Source organism: Lysinibacillus sp. NPDC093692, from assembly GCF_050280125.1.
GTDB lineage: Bacteria > Bacillota > Bacilli > Bacillales_A > Planococcaceae > Lysinibacillus.
On record NZ_JBNNUW010000039.1, the window covers coordinates 1 to 24,868 of the forward strand.

Below are 24,868 nucleotides of genomic sequence, written 5' to 3' on the forward strand. Positions count from 1 at the left end.
ATTAGGGCGTTTCCTGTTCAAAATTGAACAAGAAGCGCCCTATCTTTCTCTATAACGAATTTATTTATAAAAAACGCAAGTTTTTCAGTGCCCTCGTAAAATATCGAACTCAAGCCAGCCAATTAGCTGCATAATAAAAACTCTAACTTTAAGGGGTCACTACCCTCGAAAATCGGGAGGTGGTTCTTATTATTTAACGAAACAAGATGCATAGTTAACTGTGAGCTTACTCCTGAAATAAATAACTACAGAGAAATGAAATTTTCATTTAGGGGGCTTCAGAACCTTAACTTGATGGCGATGGGGTACCGCCACATCGCTATCTGGCCAAGCTTATGCAAAGTCAATTTTAGACAAGATTGTTTCTTTTTTCTAAGGGGCAAGTGTAGTTGATTGAAAGATTTGCATACGAAATAAACCCTAGCGGGTTTCACTTTTTTGAATTGTTTTCCTTTAAAAGTAAGCGTCAAATAGTAGGTGGGGAATATTTGACGCTTACTTTTATATTACCAAAAAGGCATCTCTTGTATAAGGATAGTCAAAAGTTTAAATATCATCTCATAAAAATGTTTAGTTACAATTTTAATAAGAAAACATATTCGAAACACCTATTTTTTTACATATCAAATAACGTTTTTCCATTGTTTTTTAAATATATGTTAATATTTTTTTCATTTAATTTACTGTTCAAACTAGCAATGACCTCATAAATTGTATCAATAATATTAGAGTTTTCTTTTTCAAATGGTATTGCCCTTCTTGTCATACACATCATGATAGAGATATTAACGCAAGTATCAATCTAAAGAATGAAGCGATCAGGCTTCTAACCGCAAGGACTGTGGAGCTAGCCTAATAAATTAGAGTTCGATAGAACTCTTTACTTAGGGATCCCCCACTTCTAAACGAAGTGAAAGTGGAGGTAGTTCAATCAATAATTCCAATTTCTAGAGCCTTGTGGACAGCTTCTTCCTTGTTACGCACTCCTAACTTTGAGTAAGCTGTTGAAGCATAGTTCCTGACCGTACCATTCGATAAATATAGCCTTGAAGCTATCGTATTGTATCGAAGTCCTTTTGCTACTAGCTGCAATATTTCTATCTCCCTAGCTGTTAGCTCATAAGCGGTTGCTTTTGATTGTGGTGTCTCTTTTTGCTCATCAAACTTCTTAAATATTTTGTGAGACATCCCCTGATCAATCAGTGTCCCACCTTTGTGAATAAGTCGGATCGTATTAGCTAGCTCCAACGTTTCAATAGATTTGAGTAAAAAACCATCCGCACCGTTGCGAAGCGATTCTAAAGCCTGTTCGGTATCTTGAAACGTTGTAAAAATCAATACGCGGATATGTGGCCATTGTTGCTTAATCTTTTTGGTTGCTTCGATTCCATCCATGTGCTGCATATCTAAATCCATAAGTATAACGTGGGGTTGAAGGCGCCCACACAAATCGATGGCTTGATTGCCATCCTCAGCCAAACCGACTACATTTAAATCTTCATATCTATCGAGTAGTGTCCTCAAACTTTCTCGAACAAATGGCTGGTCGTCTACAATTAACAAACGAATAAGTCCATCTTTTATTTCAATTTGTCGCGGTATGGTACATGTAACAAGCATTCCTTCCTCTGGCTTTGTATATACAGACAATTGCCCCTGCAAATTCATTGCCCGTTCTTTCATCGCATTCATACCGAAGCCTTCCTGCCATTCTACATTTCCTTTTCCGTTATCTTGAACTTCTAACCTCGTATATTGTTGTTCAAACTGCAATGAAACTATAATTTCAGTCCCCTGACCATGACGTACTGCATTTGTAAGAGATTCTTGTAAACAACGAATGAATGCGATCTTCGCTTGCTGAGACAGTTGATATTCCTCTCCGAATGTCCTAAAACTTACATTTACCTGAGCGTGCTCCTGAAATTCGGCTCCAAGATTTTGTAGAGATTGAATCAAGGAAGACGATTGACACGGAGAATCCATTTGATGTAGGTAACCTCTCACGTCCTCGATGCTTTTACGTCCCATTTCAAGCAAAGAATCTAGCCTCTGTATACCCATTTCAGTAGCAAGTTCGGTACGCAACGTTTCCATCCCCATAATAATAGAAGTATAAGCGTGACCAACTGTATCATGAAGCTCACTCGACAGTCTGTTCCGTTCTTCTGCCAGTGTAATACGTTCAATCTGAGACATATATTGCTCAAGTACCGCGTTTTGTTTACGAATCGCTTCATTTTGCTTATGATTGACGATTAATAAATGGAAAGCGAAGCCCATTACATAAGCGAGTCCATAGTAGGTAACCAAAATCCAATAGCTATTACTTGGCGCAACCGCATAGAGAATTCCAGTTGTTATAAAAACTGTTGTTGGAGCTGTCCAATAATAGGACAAATGCTTACTATTCGCAGCAATTAGAAACACCGATATAAGAAATGTGATGTAAGCTTCCGGAAATAATGAGGTTAAATATATACATAGTCCACCATATAGCAGTATTTCTGTGAACAAATAATATTTATAATTGAATAGTAAGGCTACCCATGGAATCGAGAAGGCAACAACCTCCCAAAAAATAATAATCCAAAGTGGCAATGTTAAACTAACCGGAAAATCTAATGTGTTTATGACGATAGAGATACTAACAAGTATACGGACTCCTAACATAATCCAATCGTACCAAACCCAATACTTAACCATATCTAACAAGTCATTTACCCCCTAAATAGCCTACCTTTTTACTTCCTATATTATAAATTAATCCTTATACATTGTTATAATTTTTAATTTTACACTACAATTCTCTCACAGAAGGCAAACTTCTATCGATTTAGTTGCCGAATCATGCTACGTGTATAGCCCCCAATTTTCTTTGTCAAACCATCTACTATTCTACTACTTATGGCGATAAATACTATACCCATAGACATTACAAAGAGTGACTTGGCAAAAGTATCTATCTGTATGAATATAATATTCATTTCGATGTAGCGATACAGTAGTGGTGCGAACAGCAACATAAGTGGCATTATATAAAAAATGGTTGCACAAATGAGACTAAAAATGCCAATCACAAATTTCTGCATTAACCAATAGACAGCAGACCAATTGCGACGATCGGTAAGCACTAATTTCACCTGAGTCCAGTTCGATGTATCTATTGTTATACTTCTATCATAAGAGTCTGTTGAAATATCTGTATAAATTTTCGTCTGTATGCGCTCGAATTGGATAAAAGGTTTAGTAGTCTGTAGTACGCGTATAACTAGTGGAATCCCAATTACCGTAAATGAAAGGGTGAAGCTGAATAGCAGAGCTATTAGATAAAAACAAAAATAAAACAATCCTGTAACGAAAGTTAGCAATAAAAAATAACCATTCTGGATGAATCTTGATTTCATAAAGTTCATCGCTCCTATCTATGTAATAACCGAATTGTACTGCTTTTTTTGTCATTCTCACTAGTGTAAAAGTGTCATATGACATTTCTAAATGATGCTAAAAAGGGGAGAGTAACCTACTTCTGGTTAAAAAAAGATGCTTTTATTAACCTCCACCAAACAATCCCGTTCTTGCAGATGCAAGAACGGATTGTTTTGTACTTTTATTTAATATGAGATGGACTTGTTTTTCGAATATGAAAAATAATATCAAATTGCTCAAGCAATGACTTATCAAAGTATGCCGATTCGTTCGGTACGAGTCGTCCCCCTATACTTAGTAATGGTTTTTTTGCTTTAACCCATTTCTCTGCTGGTCCTTTAAGGTGACGGTTATCCAATAAAAACATTTTATATGGTACTTTTCCGAGGGTATAATTGAAACTATTTACATCTTGTGGAATCAGATCCGTTATAATCTTATCTGCGGTGTCGTTGTATAAGGTGAAATTCCCCTCCGTAGTTGTACTGCCAATTGTGACATAATTATTGTCTAAACGTTCCTTCAAATACTGCCCCGCAACATAAGGGTATAATTTCTCATCGATAATTCCTTTAGCTATATGAACATTGTGTCCCCATACCATCGTTTTACCACCCAATGTCTCTTGTGCCCACATTGCATGATCGGCCAAGTATTGCTCATGTAGCTTTAACATACTTGGATAGTCGTTAGGAATTAGCATTGTGGTAAATTTCTCTATTGCACTTGCCGTTGCTTTCGCCCAGATGTACTCGGGTGAAGCTATTTCTGTGTTGGCTTGCTTATTCTCATCTTTTAGTAATCTAGCTACTCTCTCAGCGTTTGCCTTGAACTTTTCTTTTATTTCAGGAGCAAGGTCCATATATTCCTGTGTACTTCCATTAAAAGCCGACAATTCTTTATAATTTTCTTCTACTTCTGCCAGCAAATCTGGTCGATGCAGCCTTACATAATCAATTACTTTATTAAAGCAACCTTGGTCCAACTCCTTTAAGTCGAGCCCAATAAATTGGATCTTTTTTTTATTGGATGGATCAGCATTATAATCTTTCATCCACTCAATCATGGCTATAATTTCATCAGTAGGATATAACAAGTTTAAAAATTCCCTAGGGTTTCCTTTTCCTGTTTGGATATATTCATTTAACTTTAAGCCGTTTCCCCAATCTTCTTCCATTGTGAAATTTGTAAAACCCATCTCAGTAACCAAATATTTCACAAATCGAAACTTCATAGTGAAAATTTCAGAGCTTCCATGAGTATTCTCTCCTAATCCTACATATTGTGCGCTCCCAATCATCTTCTTAAGTGGTTTTAAATCCTCAAATGATTTTGACGGCTCTACCGTTTTTAATGGGTAAGCCTGTGATTGTATTGATTTAACTATATTTTTTTGGATTGATTGGCCTGAATTTTCGACTGCTACTTTTTCGACTGCTACTGTTTGAGCCTTTCCTACTTCTCCACATCCTGTGACTAATAAAGCTGTACTAACCATTGCAATTATTCTTTTCTTATTCATTTTTTTCCACCTCAATTGAATTATTTGTAAAAGCAAGATTGATTCATGTACTTGCACGAATCAATTGCCTTAATTCAATTGTTATCTATCCCATATCATATTTTCTAGTTACATATTGTCATAAGGTTAATTGACACAGGTCATAGGCTATCATTACACTTTTGTACCATCGGCTATGACAACTTATAAATAATAATTACATTGATGAGTCGCAAGTAAGACTAGATTATAAATTTGGGAGGAATTTTAAAGATGAATTAATCTGTATGCCAAAATATTTTTATTCTAAGTTGTGTCTGTGGAAATGACAGGAAGTAAATTCGATAAACAAATGAATTAAAGGGGAAGGGCGGAAAATTACTTAGTTAAATCACAGCAGCCTGATTCTGTAAAAATTGCACAAATTTTAATGAAGCTAGACGAAATCGATTGGCTTGCGACTGGAGGTTTAAAATATTTGAAGGATGCCTCTGGTACAAAGATTTTAGTAAGTGATATTTTAAATTGTTTAAAGTAAGATAGTAGTAAGGTATTTTACACTAAACTCAACTAATCTGATTAGTTGAGTTTTATGTTTATATATATATAGCTACTAAAATATTTTAAAGAAGATGTGATGATTAATGGGGAAAATCGCCATTTTGGCAGAGAAACCATCTCAAGCAAGAGCTTATGCAGACGCATTTAAAATTAAACAAAAAGAGAAAGTATTTATTGAATTGGAACCTTGTTCTACTTTTCCTGAGGGTGCAGTAATTACCTGGGCAGTTGGTCATCTTGTTGAATTAAAGGAACCAAAAGAATATCAAAAGGAATGGGAGAAATGGTCGCTTGGATCATTACCGATCATTCCTCAAAAATTTGAAGATAAAGTTGTCTCTAAAATGTATACACAATTTAATGTAGTAAAAAAAATCTTTAGTGATCCACAGATAACAATGATTTATAACTGCTGCGATAGTGAACGTGAGGGGTCAAATATCTTCTACTCACTTTTAAAAATGACGAAAGTAAATAAGCCTGTTAAACGATTATGGATCAATTCATTAGAGGTTGAGGAAATTCGAAAAGGCTTTAATAATATGCAAAGTAATGAGCGTGATATGCTCATGTACCAAGAAGCAAAAACACGTCAAATTAGCGATTGGTTAGTAGGAATGAACTGTAGTCGCCTATATACGCTACTTTTACAAAAAAAGGGCTTTAAGGGTAGTATCTCTATCGGTCGTGTGCAATCGCCAACCGTATATTTAATTTATAAAAGGCAACAGGAAATTGAACATTTCAAGCCTGAAAAGTTCTATGAAATTGAAGGGATATTTAAAGCACGGAATGGTGTATATAAAGGGAAGGCAAAGTTAAAAACAAAAGAGCGTGCAGAGGCTGTGCAATTATTGCAACAACATGGGGTTGAACCGGTGGATACGGGTCTAATTACAAGTGTAACGAACAAAACGAAGCGTATTGCACCACCAAAATTACATGCGTTATCAACATTACAAGCCGCCGCTAATAGACGTTGGAAATATAGTCCGTCACATGTGTTGAAACTTACGCAATCACTTTATGAGAAAAAGCTCGTTTCTTACCCACGTACCGATTCACAACTTATTACACATAATGAGTTCGCTTATTTAAATGAATCATTGGCAAAATACCAGCAGCTCGTGGGAAAGCCATTTAATGCGCTAAATCGTGGGAATAACAAACGCTATGTCGACAGTGCCAACGTAGGGGAGCACTATGCGATTATTCCAACGAAAAAAGTGCCGACAGAAAAAGCGTTACAATCAATGAATGCTGATGAACGAAATATTTATTTCGAGATAGTTAATACGACACTCGCTATGTTCCATCAAGATTATGAATACGATGAAAAAACGATTTTAACGAATGTCAAAAATATAGAGTTTAAAACGGTAGGGAAAACAGAACTTGTAAAAGGTTGGAAAGAGTTGTTTTCAAGCGAAAAAGACTTAAAGGAACGTGAAGAGTCGTTACCTGTCGTTTTCCAAGATGAGATGGTACAAAGCAAGATTTCTATTTTAGAAGGCACGACCACGCCTCCTAAGCATTATACCGAAGGGCAACTCATTACGATGATGAAAACATGCGGTAAATCAGTTGAGGATGAAGAGGAAATCGAAGTGCTGAAATCGATCGAAGGTATTGGCACAGAAGCAACTCGGAGTGGCATTATAGAGACGATTAAAAAGCATGGATTTATTGAAGTGCGAAAAAACATAGTGAGCATTACGTCCAAAGGGGAGCTTTTATGTCGGTCGATTGAAGGGACATTACTTTCAAGCCCATCTATGACTGCAAAATGGGAAATTTACTTAAATAAAATTGGCCGTGGAGAAGGCTCTGCAAAACATTTTATTGAAAGTATTGGCAAGTTTGTTAATCAATTATTAGCGGAGGTACCTAAACAGTTAGAGTCACTTACAATTGACGCAGAGCAGTTTAAACCAACTGCTGTGAAAGATATTGTGACGTGTCCGACATGTAAAGTAGGAAAAATAGGTTTGCGTAAAAGCTTTTACGGTTGCTCGAATTATAAAAATGGTTGTAAACAAACGTTCCCAGGAAGGCTATTAGGAAAAAAACTAACTGAAAAGAACATTAATGATTTATGTAAGATTGGTAAAACAGCTCTGCTTAAAGGGTTTAAATCAAAGAATGGTAAACAATTTAATGCGTCACTCCGTTTGGTAGAAGGAAAGATTGAATTTGAGTTTAATGAAAAGTAACAGCGAATACTATAGCTGGAAGATGGAGTTTCCTGAAAAAAAGGATTTAAGTATAGATTTTTGAAGGTTATTTCAACCTAGTGAACTTCCATAATGAAAGTAGGATAGCATGTTCGATAAAGAACGTGCTATTCTATTTTTATGTAAAATGGTTATAATAATCAGATATTTACAGAAAGTGACTATGTAATGTCATTATAGAAATTTGTTTTTATTCGTTAGAAGATAAAACCCACAGCGAGAGGCGTAGCATAGTAGGTAGACTGAGTTACTATATTTTATAAAAGGAGTAATGTGATGACTACTATTAGAGCAATTGGAAGTTTATGTGTCACGGATAGTGATGGACACATTATTAATCATTCAGATTGGAATAACATCAACTCGATTTTTCTTCCTGTAATAAACGATGTGGTTCATACGTATTCTAGTCATCTTCAAGATGACTTACATAGTGTATACATAAGGGGGTCCATTCCAAAAGGGATAGGTATTGAAGGTGTTGCTGACTTAGACACAATAGCGATTACTAAGCAAAAGTTTAATAATCTGCAGTTAAAGCGGATAAATGAAGTAGAACAAGAATTAACTCAAAAACATACTTGTGTAGATGGTATTGAACTAAGTGTTCACTGCAAGGAAGATGTTTTAAATACGTCATCATTTTCTATCATTAGTTTCATACTCCAAACCCATGGACTGTGTGTGTTTGGAGAAGACTTGATACCTCAATTACCAAAATATAAAGCGAACGAAGCTTTAGCGAATGACCACCTTATTCATTTACAATCTCAAATTAAAAATGCCTGTGATGATATTCAAGATAATTCAGATATAGAAGATATTAAAGATTGTTGCAAGTGGATTATGAAAATTATAGTAAGAGCAGGACTTGCACTTGTCATTTTCAAGGAAAATGCATATTCAAGGGATTTATATCCTGCTTATAAAGTGTTTTCTAACTATTACCCTGAAAAGGAAAGCGACATGAAAAAGGCACTTGAATATGCCATAACACCTATAATAGATACAAACCAATTGTTATCGTTTTTAAATGAATTTGGAACGTGGATGGTTATTGAAGCTGATAAATGGCTACAATGCTTTAACCCTAATAGAGAATTAAATATGAAAATATAATCACTTCCGAAATCAAATTCTCGTTAGCTATCACAAATGGAATTAGTATTGTTTTTATAGTCTATAGACGAATTGATTCCACGTAAAGAAAAAGGTAATCACAACTCTAATGTGATTACCTTTAATCTTTCAGTATTTAAAATTCCATTTGAGATGGGTCATTTTCTACTTATGTTGCTCTGCTATTGCGCCCAATCACTTTTGTTTATTGATTTGACTTTAAATTTTTCCCAATATATTGGACGATCTTGCGAAGTTCAGTAGATGATGGGCGTCCAAATGGACTTGTTTGTTTTTGTTGATATAGTAGTTGTCCATTTTCATCAACTAGGAAATAGGCTGGCTCTCCGTGCGTGCCATGATCCTCATATGGCGCATCTTTACCGTGATAAAATACATCGTATGCTTTTATTGTTTTTAACTCTACATCCGCTAAGACGGTAAAAGTAAGGTTATGTTCATCAACCATTTTCTTTAAATTATCAAGCTGATCCGTTGAGATGGTAATTAGGTGTACATTCTTGCTTTCAAAATAACTTTTGCTTTCTTCAAGCTCTTTTAAGTCGTGAAGACAAACAGGACACCATGATCCTCTGAAAAAGATAATAAGATGCCAATTTTTATGTTGGCTTTGATCGGATACAAAAGAGAATTCTTCTCCATTCACTGCTGGAAGTGTGAAATCAGGTACTTTGTCACGCAAATTAAATGTAGACATACTTTTCCTCCTTGAAATTGAAAATCTAATGACCACCTTGTATTATTTCCGATTTAAAATCAGATATGTAAAATGAAAAAACAACTACCAAAATGCCGAGGTTCATCTTCTTCTCTAACAATTTTTAGTGTCATTCGTTCTTTATTGAAATTTATTTATTGTATTCAAGCAAAATGTCATTGTTATTTTGACATTTATAAGCATACTTTATTGTTGGATTATTTAAAGACAATATGGCAAACTGAATACGAAGATAAATCTCAACATGATTCATCGGTACCTAAGGACGTAAGTATCTTTAAAATGGAGATGTTCGAATAATAATAAACTAGGTTAATACGATAGTTTATTGTTGATAGATTGGGGGTATTATAATTGAGCAAAAGGAGATCAGTTGGATTAGAATTGCGTACATTGTCGCTATTAATGAGAAGACAATTGGATCAAATTACAAGTGCTACGCTAACGGAAAAAGATAACCTTACTGCCATGCATGGTTGGACGATTAGTTATCTTTGCAAAAATCAAGATAAAGATGTGTTTCAAAAGGATTTTGAACGTGCATTTTCTATTCGTAAATCAACAGCATCTCGAATACTAAAATCCATGGAAAGTAATGGTTTGATTACAAGGCAATCTGTTTCCTACGATTCAAGACTGAAAAAAATTGTCTTAACAGGAGAGGCGCTAAAGATACATGAAGATATTAAGACTCGTAGAGAAATCCTTGAACAAAAATTACTATCAGGTATCCCGGAAGAGAAACTTGACATTTTTTTTGAAGTGATGGATGCCATGAAAGAGAATATAGGATCTTAAAGAAGATGCTATTTTAAAGCTTTATTTGATAATATAGTTAGCATGCTAACTAAAATGAGGGGGGACTGCGTGTATGTTGAAAATATTTAAATATTTAAAACCGAAAGAATGGACGCTCGTTATTGCTAGTATTGTGTTCATTGTAGGGCAAGTTTATTTGGATTTGAAGTTGCCGGACTATATGGCTAAAATTACGACCCTTGTACAAACAGAGGGCAGTAAAACGAGCGAGATATGGACGGCTGGAGGGAAGATGCTATTATGTGCCCTTGGCAGTATGATATTGGCAGTTATTGTTGGCTATTTTGCGGCAAGGGTAGCAACATCTTTGTCAAAGGAATTACGAAAAGGTGTATTTGATAAAACGCTATCTTTCTCTATGGAAGAGATTAATGGATTTTCAATCGCAAGTCTAATTACTCGTTCTACTAACGATATAACGCAAATACAGCAAACGGTTGCGATGGGGCTTCAAGTGATGATTAAAGCGCCAATCCTAGCTGTATGGGCTATTTTAAAGATTACCGGGAAAAGCTGGGAGTGGTCAGTGGCAACAGGAGTAGCTGTCATTGTTTTACTTATTTTGATAGGCAATCTGATCATCTTTGTACTACCGAAATTTAAAGTCGTTCAAAAAATGACAGATCATCTGAACCGTGTAACAAGAGAAGGTTTAACTGGTATTCGTGTTGTTCATGCTTATAACGCACAGCAATATCAGGAAGAGAAATTTGAAAAAGTAAATAAGGATTTAACGGATACAAATCTTTTCGTGAATCGACTTATGGCCCTTATGCAACCTGGGATGGGGCTGATTATGTCAGGTTTAACTCTTTCTATCTACTGGATTGGTGCACATTTAATAAATAATGCTGGAGGTATGGATCGAATCGGTTTGTTCAGTGATATGGTCGTATTTTCGTCTTATGCTATGCAAGTAGTTATGGCATTTATGATGTTATCAATGACGTTCATTTTGCTGCCGAGAGCGGCAGTATCTGCAGCGCGTATTAATGAAGTGCTAAATACACCTCAAACAATACTTGATGGAGAATTGCAATCATCACCTAAGGGAATCGAAGGTGAAATTGAACTGCGTAATGTGAGCTTTAAATATCCGAATGCAGAGGAATATGTTTTAGAAAATATTAGCTTTACAGCACATAAAGGCGAAACTGTCGCTTTCATCGGTTCTACTGGTAGTGGTAAAAGTACGCTGATTAATTTACTCCCAAGATTTTACGATGCGACTGAGGGTGAAGTATTAGTTGACGGCATTAATGTGAAAGAATATGCACAAGAAGCTCTTCATAATAAGATTGGGTACGTTTCTCAAAAAGTCGTACTATTTTCAGGTACAGTAAAATCTAATGTTGCCTACGGTGGTAACGGCCAGACCCCATCATCAGATGAGGAAATCAAAAAAGCCGTGGAAATTGCTCAAGGGAAAGAATTTGTGGAGAACATGGATGACCAATATGATGCGGCTATCGCTCAAGGTGGTACAAATCTTTCTGGAGGTCAGAAACAACGTCTTTCTATTGCAAGAGCAGTGAATCGAAATCCAGAAATCTTTATTTTTGATGATTCATTCTCCGCTCTAGATTATAAAACAGACCGGCAACTTCGTTCTACGTTGAAAAAAGAAACAAAAGGTGTAACCACTTTGATTGTGGCACAGCGAATTGGAACGATTAAAGATGCTGATAAAATCATTGTTCTTGATGAAGGTAAAATCGTAGGTATGGGGAAACATAGTGAATTATTGAAAACTTGTAAGACTTATCAGGAAATCGCGTATTCTCAGCTATCGAAGGAGGAGTTGGACAATGCCTAATACACAAAATAAGCCCCGAAAAGGTCCTGGTGGCCCAGGTCATATGGCAGCTCCTGGGGAAAAGCCAAAAGATTTTAAAAAGCCTTGGGGGAAGTTGATTGCCTATTGTAAACCTTATTTACCAGCGATGATGTTTGCACTTGTATTGGCAACTGTAGGAACAATTTTCACAATCATTGGACCTAATATGCTTAGTGACATCACCGATTTGATAACGGAAGGCATTACTGGGGAGATTGATATTACGGCTATTGGAAAAATAGGTCTGTTCCTTGCTATTTTGTATGGATTGAGTTTTATTTTCAATTATTTGCAGGCGTTTATTATGGCTACGATTACGCAGCGAGTTTCTAAAAAGTTAAGGGCAGATATATCGAACAAAATTGATAGATTACCGTTGAAATATTTTGATTCTACAACCTATGGTGATGTATTAAGTCGTGTCACGAATGATGTGGATATGATTGGACAGTCTTTAAATCAAAGTATTGGTTCATTAGTGACAGCGGTCGTTATGTTCTTTGGATCGTTAATTATGATGTTCTCTATTAATGTGACGATGACACTTTCTGCCATTGCTGCAACTTTCGTTGGATTTGTATTAATGACCTTTATTATTTCAAGATCTCGAAAATACTTCATACGCCAGCAGCAAGATCTTGGTAGAATAAACGGCCATATTGAAGAAATCTATTCAGGGCATGATGTCATGAAGGTGTATAACGGTGAAAAAGCAGCGAAGCAAGAATTTAATGAGATCAATGAAAGTCTTTTTAATAGCGCTTGGCGCGCACAGTTTATGTCCGGCATGATGATGCCCCTCATGATCTTTATTGGAAATTTAGGGTATGTTGTTGTTTGTGTCGTAGGTGCTGCACTTACATTGAAAGGCTCCATTACATTTGGTGTGATTGTTTCATTTATGGTTTATATCCGCTTATTTACGCAACCGTTGTCACAGCTAGCACAGGCAGCTACAAGCTTGCAGTCAACTGCCGCAGCAAGTGAACGTGTATTTGAGTTCTTACTAGAAGAGGAACTTGAAGACGAAAGTGATAAGAAGGCCACTTTAGATGCAAAAGATGTTACAGGCAATGTAGAATTTAAAAACGTTAAGTTTGGATATACGAAAGAGAAACTAATCATTAAAGATTTCTCTGCGCAAATAAAAGCAGGTCAAAAAGTTGCCATTGTCGGACCTACTGGGGCTGGGAAAACAACGCTTGTTAATCTTCTAATGCGTTTTTATGAAGTAGATAGCGGGGAAATCATGATTGGAGACGTACCGACTAAGTCGATTTCTCGTAAAAATGTTCACGATTTATTTTGTATGGTGCTACAAGATACTTGGCTATTTGAAGGTACCGTTAAGGAAAATATCGTATATAACAAAGAGAATGTAAGCGATGAAGATGTAATTGCAGCTTGTAAGGCTGTAGGTCTGCATCACTTTATTAGAACTTTGCCAAAAGGTTATGACACGATTTTAAACGATAAAACTAGTTTATCTGTTGGGCAAAAACAGCTTATTACCATTGCTAGGGCCATGGTTAAAAAAGCACCGTTGCTTATTTTAGATGAAGCTACTAGTTCCGTTGACACGCGTACTGAAGCACTTATCCAAGAAGCGATGGATAAATTGATGGTGGGAAGAACATCATTTGTCATTGCGCACCGACTTTCAACAATTAAAAACGCCGATTTAATTTTAGTGATGAAAGACGGCGATATTATTGAAAGTGGAAATCATGAAGAACTAATTGCAGAAAAAGGATTCTATGCGGATCTGTATAATAGTCAGTTTGAAGATGCTTCTTAAAATGGTATGCTATCTATTCGTTTTTGGCTGCTAGACAGTGTGTAGTTTTAAAAAAAATGTTTGATAAAAATCACCTCGTTTCTTAGAGGTGGTTTTTTAATTTTGACCTCTTGAAGCGATAAAGTTTAAAAGTTGGGTTATAAATTAAAGGTGGGCGAAAAATTTAAAAATTGTTCTGATAAATATTGAATTTGTTCCGATAAATTGATTTTGAGCTTTATACTAAGAGAAAATAAAGGTGTGTTAATGATTTAGTGGAGTAAGAGCTTTTTAAAGAGTTGGAAATTGGGAATTGGAGGTTTCAAAGGACACAAGAAATTTTCGATGCACACACAAATGGTTACAGGAGGGATTAATTTAATGAGTTATAAAAATACTTTTATTAAAATTTCAGAGGATTCGGAAGTTCATTCAGCAATTACTCCGCTCGCAAGAAATAACAAACCTACTATAGCTTCGATTGAATTTGACTTAATCAGTAATAACCCTTACAAATATACGCAGGAAGATGTACAATTTCAAACTTATTTGATTAAAAACCAAATTAAATCAGATCGGTTAGATGAATACAGAGAACAATTTTTCCAAAAACCTAAAGCGTGTTTTAGAGCTTCACTATTGGTAAAGAAATATGGGTGGGGAATACACTACGATGATGAAGGGAAAATTGCATTATATGATGTTAATAGTGAAGGGTACAAGCAATTTCTAAATTCGGATACTATCACTTTATTAAAAGGTATGCGTTCTAAACGGAGTGGAAAATAACGAAAGAATTACCGACTCTTTTATCTGCCTTGAGTTAAAACAAAAGTTTTTGTTCATTGGAACAATCCCTATTTCTTGAACTAAAAGGGCAATTTAATTTAATAAAGACTGATATAATAAATGAATTGCCATGTATAAAAATCTAAGGGAGGGTTGCGTGTGGAAAACTTTGGAGATCTTTTACCGAGACATAAGCATGATCATGATAGAGTAGAAATAATTAAGAGAATGGATAGAGATCAAATATTGCCTTTACTGCCTAACCTCCTTGAATGGATTCAAGATATGAATTGGCCAGTGGCACCAAGCGTATTAGAATTACTATTAACTTTTCCAGAAGAGATTGTCCCACATGTGCAAGATGTTTTATCTTCAGATGACGAAAACTGGAAGTGGTTTATTTTAAACTTTTTGGTTATTGAATTGTCAGTTGAGTCAAAAGTTCAGTTTAGAGAGTATTTAACAAGAGTGGTTGAAACACCTACACCTAATGAACTCGCAGAAGAACTTGATGAAATCGCAAGAGCAATTTTAGAAACAATCTAACTAACGGGGTGTTCGTATTATATAGTTTACCCAGAATTTCCTGGTTGAACATTATATAGATTGGCAGTATTAATAAATCAATTTTAGTTGACGCTGAATCAATAAATATAGTTGTAAATAAAGTGGAGCTTATTGGGTTTGTCAAAAAGCTTCATTTTATTTTTGAGATATAGAAAGTTATTTGCAATTTTGTTCTTTATTTTAGTATTTGTAGCTTTAAGGTATGCTTTTAACAGTATTTTATCAGCATGATAAAATTATTCATTATAGCATCGCTTTAAGTAATTATCGCATTTATTAATCAAAATCGTTTTTTAAAAGCTAAATAAAATATAATAGAATTTAAGCAACTAACGCATTCATTCGTTCAACAACTTGATTAATAATCGTGTTGGACTTTTTTTGTGATTATTTTGCAAAAATGAAAAAGGAGTATTATGGATGATATGTATTGACTCAATACCTAAATATGAAATTAAACATTTTGATAAACTTGAATATGAAAAATATGGTGAATTCTTAAACTGTTTTTTAACCGACCCGATGTATATCCTATTATTTAAAGAGTTTGAGGAAAACCTGGATTCATCTTGGATTGAAAAAATGGATTGGGATTTAGAAATTCAAGAAAATGTAAAAAAAGAAGAAAGGAATTGGGAACGACTGGTCCGGAATTTAAAAGTATTTACAACTCAAAAGTGGCTTCATCCATTTTATAATGAAACACAAAATGATCTAATATTTTTTAGTCCAATGAATCAACAAGAACTACAACAAATTATAAAGAAACGTGGACTAATAAATGATTCTTGTATTGTAATAGAAAATGGAAAACCACTTGAGGAATGGACATACATATTGACATTTGTAGAACATGTTTTTGAAAATGAAGAGGATGAATATTGTGCCGTAATTGTTCTTGAGAATTGCACAAATGAATTTAAGAAAGAAGTATTTCCAGTACTTAAGGCGAAATTTCAACTTTTTGCTTATGAAGGGGATTGACCAGTAACCTCTATCTACCTTGTCATTCATATCTTCGCTTGTTATACGGGATCCTTTTGTCCCAACCAGCGAGGGCGTTTATCCAACAAGGATTTACGCTTTTTTTGTTGGATTTTATTTATTAAAGGTGCTGTTTAGTTGCATAAGGAATAAGATAAAATTTGCTTTAATGTTACTATTAGTTTAAATAGATGTTTACATTAATAGGGGGATTAAAATGGAAATTCGTTCAGTTAAAGGTTCAGACTACTATGTGATTTCACCTCTAATCAATGAGTGGTGGGGTGGCAGGAATATGTCTGCTATGTTACCAAAATTATTTTTCGACCATTTTACACAAACAAGTTTCATTGCAGAAAAGGATGGTAAACTTGTAGGTTTTCTAATAGGATTTCTTTCTCAAACTCATTCAAATGAGGCGTATATTCATTTTGTTGGGGTTCATCCTGAATACAGAAAGCATAATATTGGAAAACATTTATACAATAATTTTTTTAATGTGGTAAAGCAAAATAATCGAAGTATTGTTCGTTGTGTAACGTCACCTGTCAATAAAGTTTCAATTGCCTATCATACTAAGATGGGTTTTGAAATTGAAGATGGAGATAGAATTGTTGATGGTCTATCAATCAATACAGACTATGACGGACTAAAGCAAGACAGGGTTTTATTTATAAAAAAATTAGATTAGAATCTAGTTTCTTAATTAAACTAACGCATGCTTTACTTCAATGTTGAGTAGAACTTTTTTATACTAAAACTTTCGTGGCAAATTAGTTTATTAACTGGTTGTCTTTTTAAATGTTGAGATATATTTCCATGGGTTTGATTGACATAAAAAGTGTATTAAGCATATAATACATTACGAAAGGTGTATTGTGTGCTTAATACACTTTTCCATTTTTTGAGGGTGGTGTATTAAGCTGTTAATACATCGAGATCGATTAGCGGGGTAATGGCTAAGTTCTTTAAAAGTGCTTAGCCCACCATTATGCTCAAACTGTATTAAGTGCTTAATACACGAAAATATGATTTTCTAGGAGTTGAGTTAATTGACTGTAAAGTTTAATAATCGGGATCCAGTATACGTCCAGGTTATCCGGCATTTTAAAGAGCAAATCGCTAAGGGTTATTTTGAACCTGGCCAGGAGATTCCATCAAGAAGAGAGCTAGCCAACCAGCTGAAGATTAACCCAAATACTGCACAACGAGCTTATAAGGAAATGGGGGAACAAGGATTGATTTTTACTGAGGGGAATATGCCGAGCTGCATTACTAAAGATGAAGCGGTCCTTAAAAGTGTCCGTGAGGAATTGATTATCGAAGCGGTTGACTTATTTTTAGGTTCTATTAAATCCATCGATGTGCCGTTATCCGAAGTGTTGGAAATAGTTAAGAAAAAGCATGATGCCGAAAGCGGAGAAGCGGAGGGATCAAAATGATCGAAGTAAAAAATGTCGAGAAAAAATATGGCAAGAAACGGGTATTAAAAGGTCTTTCTTTTACTGCTGAAAAAGGTGAAATAACTTGTTTAATCGGTATAAACGGAGTAGGAAAGACGACAATCATGAAAGCTATTATGGCGCTCACTCCGATTAATAGTGGTGAAATTTTGATCGATGGGGAAAAAATCCGGAAAGAAAGCTTTGAAAAAATTACTTTTATTCCAGATACGATTACGATGTTGCCGCAAATGAAAATTTGTGAAGCCTTTGCGTTCATGGCCGATTTTTATAAAAACTGGGATCCTCAAAGGGCAGAAGAGCTGCTGCAATTTTTTAAACTAGACCGTACTGAACGAATTGCCAATTTATCAAAGGGGAATATGGCTAAAGTTAATATGATATTAGGTTTGGCACTGAATGTGGATTACTTACTGATGGATGAACCATTCTCTGGTATTGATATTTTCTCCCGTGAACAAATTGCCGAAGTGTTTACAAGCCATTTAATTGAAGATCGTGGTGTGATTATTACAACCCATGAAATTAGTGATATAGAACACTTGATTGATAGAGCAGTGCTTATTGATAACGGTGAAGTATTAAAGGAATTTAGCGTAGAGGAAGTGCGTGAAAAGGAAGGGAAATCAGTAGTTGATGTCATGAGAGAGGTGTATCGTGGATGAAAAACTATTTAAAACTTCTTAATTTCGAAGTAAATCGATTTTTCAAACTGTACCTAACTTTAATAGGATTGATAATTGTCAGTCAGTTCATTGGGGCGATTGTCGTGTCAAAAGGATATATGAATGGCGTGGATCAAGTGATGTATAAAAATCAATTATCAATGAGCCAATATACTCAAGAATACGGGTTATTTTCTTTTAATCAGTTCGTTGGTTCTGAATGGTTCCTGCTACCAATCTTTTTTAGCATCGCCATATTGATGATTTATGTTTTCTTTATTTGGTATCGGGACTGGTTTGGAAAAAATACATTTATTTATAGATTATTAATGTTGCCAACTGAAAGAATTACTATTTATTTCTCAAAATTAACGACAATTATGCTTTTAGTACTTGGTTTAGTTGCCTTGCAAATAGTATTAATCTCAATCGAAATGCAAATTGTTAATAGTATTATACCAACAGATTTACAATCGCATTTTTCATTTAATGATGATTATAGTTTAGAAAGGCTTTATCCGAATACCTTAACGGAATTTATCCTGATTTATGGAGTCGGGCTAATCTTTGTAGCAGTTCTATTCACGGCCATTTTAATTGAACGAAGCTACGGTTTAAAAGGCATTTTTATCGCAATCGTTTATGGAATGCTTTCGTTCGGAGTATTTATTGCGCCACTATTATTAAATAGGTTATTAAATGGCTATTTTTACTCACTAGAAGTCTTCCTAATGGAACTGGTAATGAGCGTCATTGTATTAGTCAGTGCCATTTGGATCGCAAATCATTTGCTAAAATATAAAATCAGGGTCTAAGGGGGGAATGGCAATGAAAAAATATTGGAAAACGATATTGATTAGTTTAATCATCGTGACGACAATCGGTTCTTACTATATGCAACAGGCAATGGCAAATAATGTATCTCTTAAAATTGAAACTACTAACGGAAATAAGGGAGAAATGGATAATCTTATCATTCATGCAATTTATCAAAGTCGTGATAATTATAGTAGGTTGGATATATCAAAGGATGGTTCGACTAATCAAGGCGGGTCTTTTATTGAAGAGTTGAAGGGACGATATTACCCTGGGATGTTTCAAAAATACATTCAAGAACACCGTAAGTTTATGCGTGGAAAAGAAGCAAATCCTGGACAGTATTTTGAAGATGAAGATCGTTTAATTTACACGATTTTTTCAAATAAAGAGGGTCGAGGAGATTCTTTCACTCTGCAAATCGATATACTTGATAAAAATACAAATGAAAGTTCTTCATTTGAAATCAATATGCCAGACCAAGTAAGATATGACTGGATCAATGAGAGTGATGTCTATGTAGAAAATGGAAAAATAAAAATATTAGCAACAAGCAATCTCAATAATGAGGAAGAGTTGCACTTATATACGGTCGATGAAAACAAAAAGGAATTAGAGCAAGACTCAATTATTGCAAAAATAGAGTCAGAAGAGCTAAGCAGGGCCAACATCTATATATTTAATGAATATAATAAGGTGCAAAATGAAAATTATTTCTTATATATGGTTGAAAAATACAAATATCTAGAAGATGGTGAGCGTAAAACTATCTCTAGCCCAATGTATCTGTATAACTATCTGAATAATGAAGTGAAGGAATGGACAATTCCAGCCGAATTAAAACCATATAAGAACTGGATCATTCTTCAAGGAACAGATATTTTCATTCCTGTTCGTTCAACCAATGGTTTAGTACTGAACCGTTATAATATAGAAAAGAATCAGTGGGAAGAACCTGTAAGCTTTAAATATCCAAGCATTGCTAATGCTAAAGAAAAACCTTCTATACAGATTACAGATGGTAAACTATATTTAATCGATCGTGTTTCGGATGGTCATTTGTTCCTTATCGGTGATTTACGTACAGGTGAATCATTATATGAAGGTAACATCATCATTGAGAATAAAGACAAACTAGATGCAGATTACTCACTTTATATCGAGCAAATATATAACAACATTCATTAAATTGAAGAACATACATTTTAATAAATTTGAGTAAGCAGCTTTGGCAGGTATGAATTCTATGATTCATATCTGCCGTTTTTTGTTCCTTGGGTGGATATTTGTGGAATACTAATGACAGTATGCCGATAATGAAATTAGTCACTGGCTAAAGTTAAAGGCAACTTTTCTTATTGAGTTAACGGAGTAGGTTAGTGAAGGAAGGAATTAAAAACTTACGTCTTCGAAGGGAACATCTTTGACGTAAAGATTAAAGGTAAATTCATGTAAGATTGTAAATAATTATAAATTTTTTGAACGAAATGAAAAATTGTTCCGTCTAATGGAGGAAGGAGGCGAAAAGGATGGAATGTGAAATCGTGCAGCGTGCTATTCGTGGGGATCATCAAGCGATACTTTCACTTATTGAAATGGATGAAGAAATTTTATATCGCATGGCTTTTGCATATCTGAAAAATGAGCAAGACGCTTTAGACGTGATGCAGGACCTAGTTTATAAGGCACTGAAAAAAATGCATACCGTTAAACAGCACGAATATGCCAGAACATGGCTCGTGCGCGTCTTAATCAATTGTTGTAAAGACCATTTGCGAAAACGCCAACCAACCGTTGCAATTAAGGAGCATCACCAAGTTGAATGGGTTATCTACTCTGATATGGAGCGGTTATTGGAACATTTATCTTTGTCGGAGCAACAACTCGTCTATATGAAATATTTTCAGCAACTAAAAAACAAAGAAATTGCTGAGCTAAATCAAATTCCGGAGGGTACTGTAAAGTCTAAGCTTCATTACATACTAAAGAAGCTTAAAAACTTCGCTGGAGAAAAGGAGGACTGGCTATGAGTAAACTACCGATTGACGTTCCAAAGGAGAAACTTCAACAAGTACGAATGGATATGTTTCGTAAAGTTCAACGAGAAAAAAGAACAAAGAAGCGCATTGTATCGGTTGCAATAGCCTCTTTGTTTTGCTTAAGCCTGTTATTTTCAATTCGTGTTTCTCCTACGATTGCTAGCCATGTTGCAAAAATACCTGGCTTTCAAGTAATTGTATCTGCGGTTGTAAGAGATAAAGGGATAAAAGATATTGTGGACAATGACTATTATGAAGAAATCAATGTGACACAGTCTAAAAAAGGCCTATCGCTTACATTGCAAGGCGTGATTGCAGATAATACGGGATTAGTACTTTACTATGACGCCGATGCCTCATTTGATATGTCGGAATTACGCTTAGAGGGAGTCCAATTGTACCAAGGGGACGAAGAAGTTAAAGGCGGAGGTTCATTTACAAGCCATCAATCACATCAAACAAGCATCTCTTCTTCAGTAGACTATAGTTTTTCAGAGCCTTTTTCTTATACTTCAAAGGATTTTAAAGCCATTTTTCATTTTTATGAAAAAGATAAGGGGAACATTGAAATTTCGGTGCCGTTTTCACTACAAAATGAAATCGCAAAGGAGAAAACTACTACTGTAAATCGTACTGTAAATGTCGAAGGTCAGAAATTTACGATTACAAAAATTCGCCGTTCTCCATTAAGAATGGCAATCGATATTGAATTAGATGAAGCGAATACGATGCAAATTTTATCGCTTGAAAATATTGTGGTCGAGACGGAAGATGGGGAGCGAAGAGAAGAAAGAGTTAAAAATGGCTTGTCAATAGGCAGAAATAGTCCAGACGGCAAATTCACGCTAAATTTACAAAGTAATTATTTCCATGATTCAGATTCACTCAAACTATTAATTGGAGCTGTTCATGCCGTTCCAAAGGGCAAGGATTTTATCGAAGTTGATTTTGGCACAAAAGAAGTACTCACGAAGCCTGATTATTTGGATTGGGATATTTCTGTAACGGAGCAAGGTGTATCATTTGCCGCAAAGAAATGGGATGATAGAAGGGCACATTCATTTGTAGTTAGTGCTGTAAAAGCAGATGGCACGACGTTAGAATATAAAAGTAGCACTTTCTCAGATGATGATGAGTATCTTTATGAGACGGAGAACTTTGAAGATTATGATGGCAAAGCCAAAATGTATATAAACTATTTCTTCAATCCTATCGGAAAAAATATTGAACTGAATATTCCATTGAAATAAAGTAAAGATGTTCAAAAAGGCTCGCCTTTTTGAACTCTTTTTAATGTTTCCATATTTGTGGTAATATCTCTGTGTTGGCTTCAGGTAAAGCAAAACCAAGGCAAAAGGATAACCTGAGATAAAAGTAAGAGACATTCCAAGTTTTGGAGTGTCTTCTTTCCTTCGTTTTGAAACGTAAAGACAAACAAAGACGTCTAATTGGTTAAATTTAACGTCATGGAGGAAATATGAGATTAATACTACTGATCATAATGATGTCTATATCTCTAACTACAATTTTTCCAATTCAAAGCCATGCTTTGAGTTGTGTTAAATTAGAAGGACCAGCTATTAACCATTTTGATACTGCAATCGTTGGGACGGTTTTAGATGTGAAAAATGATAGTGTACAAGAAGGATTCACTGGTCTAAAAGAGACAAAAAAGTATGTCTTAATCGATGTTGAGAAAAGTTGGAAAACAGAAGTGGATTCCCAATTAATTTTTGAAGCTGATTTTACATGGGCTTATAATTTCGAAAAGGGGAATAAATACATTATTTATTTGAATGAAGAAAACGGGAACTATTTTAATAGTCCTTGTAGTCCAGTTGTTTTAGTAGAATCAAATAATGATTATGAACAATTACTTGGGGAAGGTCTAAAACCGAGAAAAGAGGTTAATTTAGGGTATAAAATGTGGTTCATGCATGATAAGGATTTAGATTTTGAACTTGTGATTTTAATTATAGCCATTTCGTTAATCTTAATTTGGAAATGGAACTCAAAAAGAGTCAAATCATCTAAGAAGTAGATTAAACTTATTGAACTTGTCTGTTGTATAGCGCTAGTTTTGCGCTATATGGATGGCTAATGGGTATTTCTAGCATTGACTGGAACATATATTCATATAAAAGGAGGAAACGACAAATTGAAATTAATTTGCAAAGCATGTCATTTAGAAATTTCTGAGCCGTTAACGGAATTAAAAGATATGAATTTGATAAATGAAAACGATGGCCAAGATTATATTCCTAGGGGCTTTTATTTAATCCAAGAGGAAACAGCTTATGAAATATTAAAAGGATCTATCATTATAAACATCAAGGATTTAATCAATTCAAACCACCATTCAGACAGCAGTAGATTAAATGGGTGTTGTGGTCTTGACGGCTGTGATGGCATGAACAGGGTTTGCTTGCATGATCATGAAATTGGTACGGAATACTCTGATTGTTGGAGGTTTCATAAAGTTGTATTAAATCCAGAACTAGTGCAACTTATTTAAGATTTACACTAATACCTTTTGCAGACCTAAGTACAAGCCGATATCGGATACAGTTATGCCGCGGCATAATTGAGCGAGAAAGCCTAAAGTTTGTGTAGTTATCTTCTTCATGCTAATGAGCATATACTTTAATAACGAAGATCGCTTTTTCTTCTTCAATTTAATGGCAGGTTCTTTATGCAGGTCTATGTACTGGGTGCACTACAATGTCCCTGGTGCTCCATTTTTATTAGACTAAAATATGGAGGCGGAAAATTGAATGATGATAATGAAGTTTTAGTAGATAAAGAAAAACGAAATGATTTAAAAATGAAAGAAGAACGGAAGGAGGGAGAACCGACTCCGGCCTTCAAGGGGGCTTCGTGGGCAGCGCTATTAGTAGGCGTTGCGTCTTATTTAATAGGTTTGTTTAACGCAACTATGCAATTGAACGAAAAAGGATTTTACTTTGCAGTTTTAGTATTCGGACTTTATTCTGCGATATCTTTACAAAAAGCAGTTAGAGATAAAGATGAGGGAATACCAGTTACTAATATTTATTATGGTCTTAGTTGGTTCGCCCTGATTGTATCTATTTCATTAATGGCCATCGGTTTATACAATGCAGGAAGTGTTGTTTTAAGCGAAAAAGGATTTTTTGGGATGGCATTTGTGCTTAGTTTATTTGCAGCTATAACAGTTCAAAAGAATATAAGAGATACGCAGCGGGCAAGAGAAAAAGCTTGAGTAATGTACTAAAATGGAGCAGAATCCATTTTGCTACTAGGGGTTTATGTTTTTCCATAGACAACTAAATTTAAATTTGAGAAACGGATCACCTGCGGAAAGGCTTCCATTTCTTTCTTCAACAATCGAAGGGGTTTAATTAAAAGTTGGGTTGCCTAGGCAGCTCTTTTCTTACGATTAGTCAAGTATCTATCTAGTGATTTTTCGATTTTTCATAAGGCTTTAGTATGTTAAACTGATGCTACGACTGTACTAGGGAGCCAACCTGTAGTCGTAGTTTTGATTATG

The 24,868-nt window shown here is 34.9% G+C and carries 23 protein-coding genes; 19 read left to right on the top strand and 4 right to left on the bottom strand.

Going from position 1 to position 24,868, the window contains the following annotated elements:
- The first annotated feature begins 706 nt into the window (after positions 1-706).
- Complete coding sequence (locus ACQKN4_RS24195) at positions 707-856, top strand: zinc ribbon domain-containing protein (protein WP_427457459.1); 150 nt, start codon at positions 707-709, stop codon at positions 854-856.
- Between the two features lie 71 nt (positions 857-927).
- Here the strand turns inward: ACQKN4_RS24195 and ACQKN4_RS24200 are convergent, their stop codons facing one another.
- The 3 genes from ACQKN4_RS24200 to ACQKN4_RS24210 all read right to left on the bottom strand — a co-directional run bounded on the left by ACQKN4_RS24200 (position 928) and on the right by ACQKN4_RS24210 (position 4,951).
- A complete protein-coding gene (locus tag ACQKN4_RS24200; protein WP_427485071.1) occupies positions 928-2,715 on the bottom strand; it encodes a response regulator in 1,788 nt (595 codons plus the stop codon).
- A 113-nt stretch (positions 2,716-2,828) separates the two neighbouring features.
- Complete coding sequence (locus ACQKN4_RS24205; protein ID WP_427485072.1) at positions 2,829-3,407, bottom strand: sensor domain-containing protein; 579 nt, start codon at positions 3,405-3,407, stop codon at positions 2,829-2,831.
- Positions 3,408-3,610: 203 nt separating this feature from the next.
- A complete protein-coding gene (locus ACQKN4_RS24210) occupies positions 3,611-4,951 on the bottom strand; it encodes an erythromycin esterase family protein (RefSeq protein ID WP_427485073.1) in 1,341 nt (446 codons plus the stop codon).
- A gap of 623 nt (positions 4,952-5,574) precedes the next feature.
- On the opposite strand from ACQKN4_RS24210, the gene topB reads away from it, so the two are divergent.
- Together topB and ACQKN4_RS24220 are read left to right on the top strand one after the other, a co-directional pair.
- Positions 5,575-7,704 carry a DNA topoisomerase III gene (gene topB / locus ACQKN4_RS24215; protein WP_427485074.1) on the top strand — a complete coding sequence of 710 codons (2,130 nt, stop codon included), beginning with the start codon at positions 5,575-5,577 and terminating at the stop codon, positions 7,702-7,704.
- A 297-nt stretch (positions 7,705-8,001) separates the two neighbouring features.
- A complete protein-coding gene (locus tag ACQKN4_RS24220; protein WP_079564215.1) occupies positions 8,002-8,844 on the top strand; it encodes a nucleotidyltransferase in 843 nt (280 codons plus the stop codon).
- Positions 8,845-9,049: 205 nt separating this feature from the next.
- Here ACQKN4_RS24220 and ACQKN4_RS24225 read toward each other — a convergent pair whose 3' ends face one another.
- Positions 9,050-9,562: a peroxiredoxin family protein gene (locus ACQKN4_RS24225; RefSeq protein ID WP_079564212.1), complete on the bottom strand. Its 513-nt coding sequence runs from the start codon at positions 9,560-9,562 to the stop codon at positions 9,050-9,052.
- A gap of 375 nt (positions 9,563-9,937) precedes the next feature.
- Between ACQKN4_RS24225 and ACQKN4_RS24230 the strand changes: the two genes are divergently transcribed.
- The 16 genes from ACQKN4_RS24230 (at position 9,938) to yiaA (ending at position 24,580) form a co-directional block, all read left to right on the top strand.
- A complete protein-coding gene (locus ACQKN4_RS24230; protein ID WP_427485075.1) occupies positions 9,938-10,381 on the top strand; it encodes a MarR family winged helix-turn-helix transcriptional regulator in 444 nt (147 codons plus the stop codon).
- Between the two features lie 73 nt (positions 10,382-10,454).
- Entirely contained in the window at positions 10,455-12,218 is a 1,764-nt protein-coding gene (locus tag ACQKN4_RS24235; RefSeq protein WP_079564207.1) for an ABC transporter ATP-binding protein, read from the top strand.
- The gene (locus ACQKN4_RS24240) at positions 12,211-14,037 is read left to right on the top strand and encodes an ABC transporter ATP-binding protein (RefSeq protein ID WP_427485076.1); all 1,827 of its coding nucleotides are present in this window, start codon (positions 12,211-12,213) and stop codon (positions 14,035-14,037) included. The genes ACQKN4_RS24235 and ACQKN4_RS24240 overlap by 8 nt, the downstream gene beginning before the upstream one ends.
- 360 nt (positions 14,038-14,397) lie before the next feature.
- Entirely contained in the window at positions 14,398-14,805 is a 408-nt protein-coding gene (locus ACQKN4_RS24245; protein ID WP_079564202.1) for a DUF6157 family protein, read from the top strand.
- Positions 14,806-14,964: 159 nt separating this feature from the next.
- Positions 14,965-15,351: a DUF5071 domain-containing protein gene (locus ACQKN4_RS24250; RefSeq protein WP_427485077.1), complete on the top strand. Its 387-nt coding sequence runs from the start codon at positions 14,965-14,967 to the stop codon at positions 15,349-15,351.
- A 441-nt stretch (positions 15,352-15,792) separates the two neighbouring features.
- Positions 15,793-16,356: a hypothetical protein gene (locus tag ACQKN4_RS24255; protein WP_427485078.1), complete on the top strand. Its 564-nt coding sequence runs from the start codon at positions 15,793-15,795 to the stop codon at positions 16,354-16,356.
- Between the two features lie 217 nt (positions 16,357-16,573).
- Positions 16,574-17,047, top strand: a complete 474-nt coding sequence (locus ACQKN4_RS24260; RefSeq protein WP_427485079.1) for a GNAT family N-acetyltransferase — start codon at positions 16,574-16,576, stop codon at positions 17,045-17,047.
- 361 nt (positions 17,048-17,408) lie between these two features.
- Positions 17,409-17,798, top strand: a complete 390-nt coding sequence (locus ACQKN4_RS24265; protein ID WP_427485080.1) for a GntR family transcriptional regulator — start codon at positions 17,409-17,411, stop codon at positions 17,796-17,798.
- Positions 17,795-18,484: an ABC transporter ATP-binding protein gene (locus ACQKN4_RS24270; protein WP_427485081.1), complete on the top strand. Its 690-nt coding sequence runs from the start codon at positions 17,795-17,797 to the stop codon at positions 18,482-18,484. The genes ACQKN4_RS24265 and ACQKN4_RS24270 overlap by 4 nt, the downstream gene beginning before the upstream one ends.
- A complete protein-coding gene (locus tag ACQKN4_RS24275; RefSeq protein ID WP_427485082.1) occupies positions 18,481-19,299 on the top strand; it encodes a hypothetical protein in 819 nt (272 codons plus the stop codon). The genes ACQKN4_RS24270 and ACQKN4_RS24275 overlap by 4 nt, the downstream gene beginning before the upstream one ends.
- 13 nt (positions 19,300-19,312) lie before the next feature.
- Complete coding sequence (locus ACQKN4_RS24280) at positions 19,313-20,488, top strand: hypothetical protein (protein ID WP_427485083.1); 1,176 nt, start codon at positions 19,313-19,315, stop codon at positions 20,486-20,488.
- Positions 20,489-20,829: 341 nt separating this feature from the next.
- Positions 20,830-21,330, top strand: a complete 501-nt coding sequence (locus ACQKN4_RS24285; protein WP_079564182.1) for a sigma-70 family RNA polymerase sigma factor — start codon at positions 20,830-20,832, stop codon at positions 21,328-21,330.
- Positions 21,327-22,589 (top strand): DUF4179 domain-containing protein, encoded by a 1,263-nt coding sequence (locus tag ACQKN4_RS24290; RefSeq protein ID WP_427485084.1) that lies wholly within the window; start codon positions 21,327-21,329, stop codon positions 22,587-22,589. The genes ACQKN4_RS24285 and ACQKN4_RS24290 overlap by 4 nt, the downstream gene beginning before the upstream one ends.
- A 299-nt stretch (positions 22,590-22,888) precedes the next feature.
- The gene (locus ACQKN4_RS24295) at positions 22,889-23,380 is read left to right on the top strand and encodes a hypothetical protein (protein ID WP_427485085.1); all 492 of its coding nucleotides are present in this window, start codon (positions 22,889-22,891) and stop codon (positions 23,378-23,380) included.
- A gap of 117 nt (positions 23,381-23,497) precedes the next feature.
- Entirely contained in the window at positions 23,498-23,854 is a 357-nt protein-coding gene (locus ACQKN4_RS24300; RefSeq protein WP_079564175.1) for a hypothetical protein, read from the top strand.
- Between the two features lie 309 nt (positions 23,855-24,163).
- Positions 24,164-24,580: an inner membrane protein YiaA gene (yiaA, locus tag ACQKN4_RS24305; protein ID WP_427485086.1), complete on the top strand. Its 417-nt coding sequence runs from the start codon at positions 24,164-24,166 to the stop codon at positions 24,578-24,580.
- The last annotated feature ends 288 nt before the right edge of the window (positions 24,581-24,868 follow it).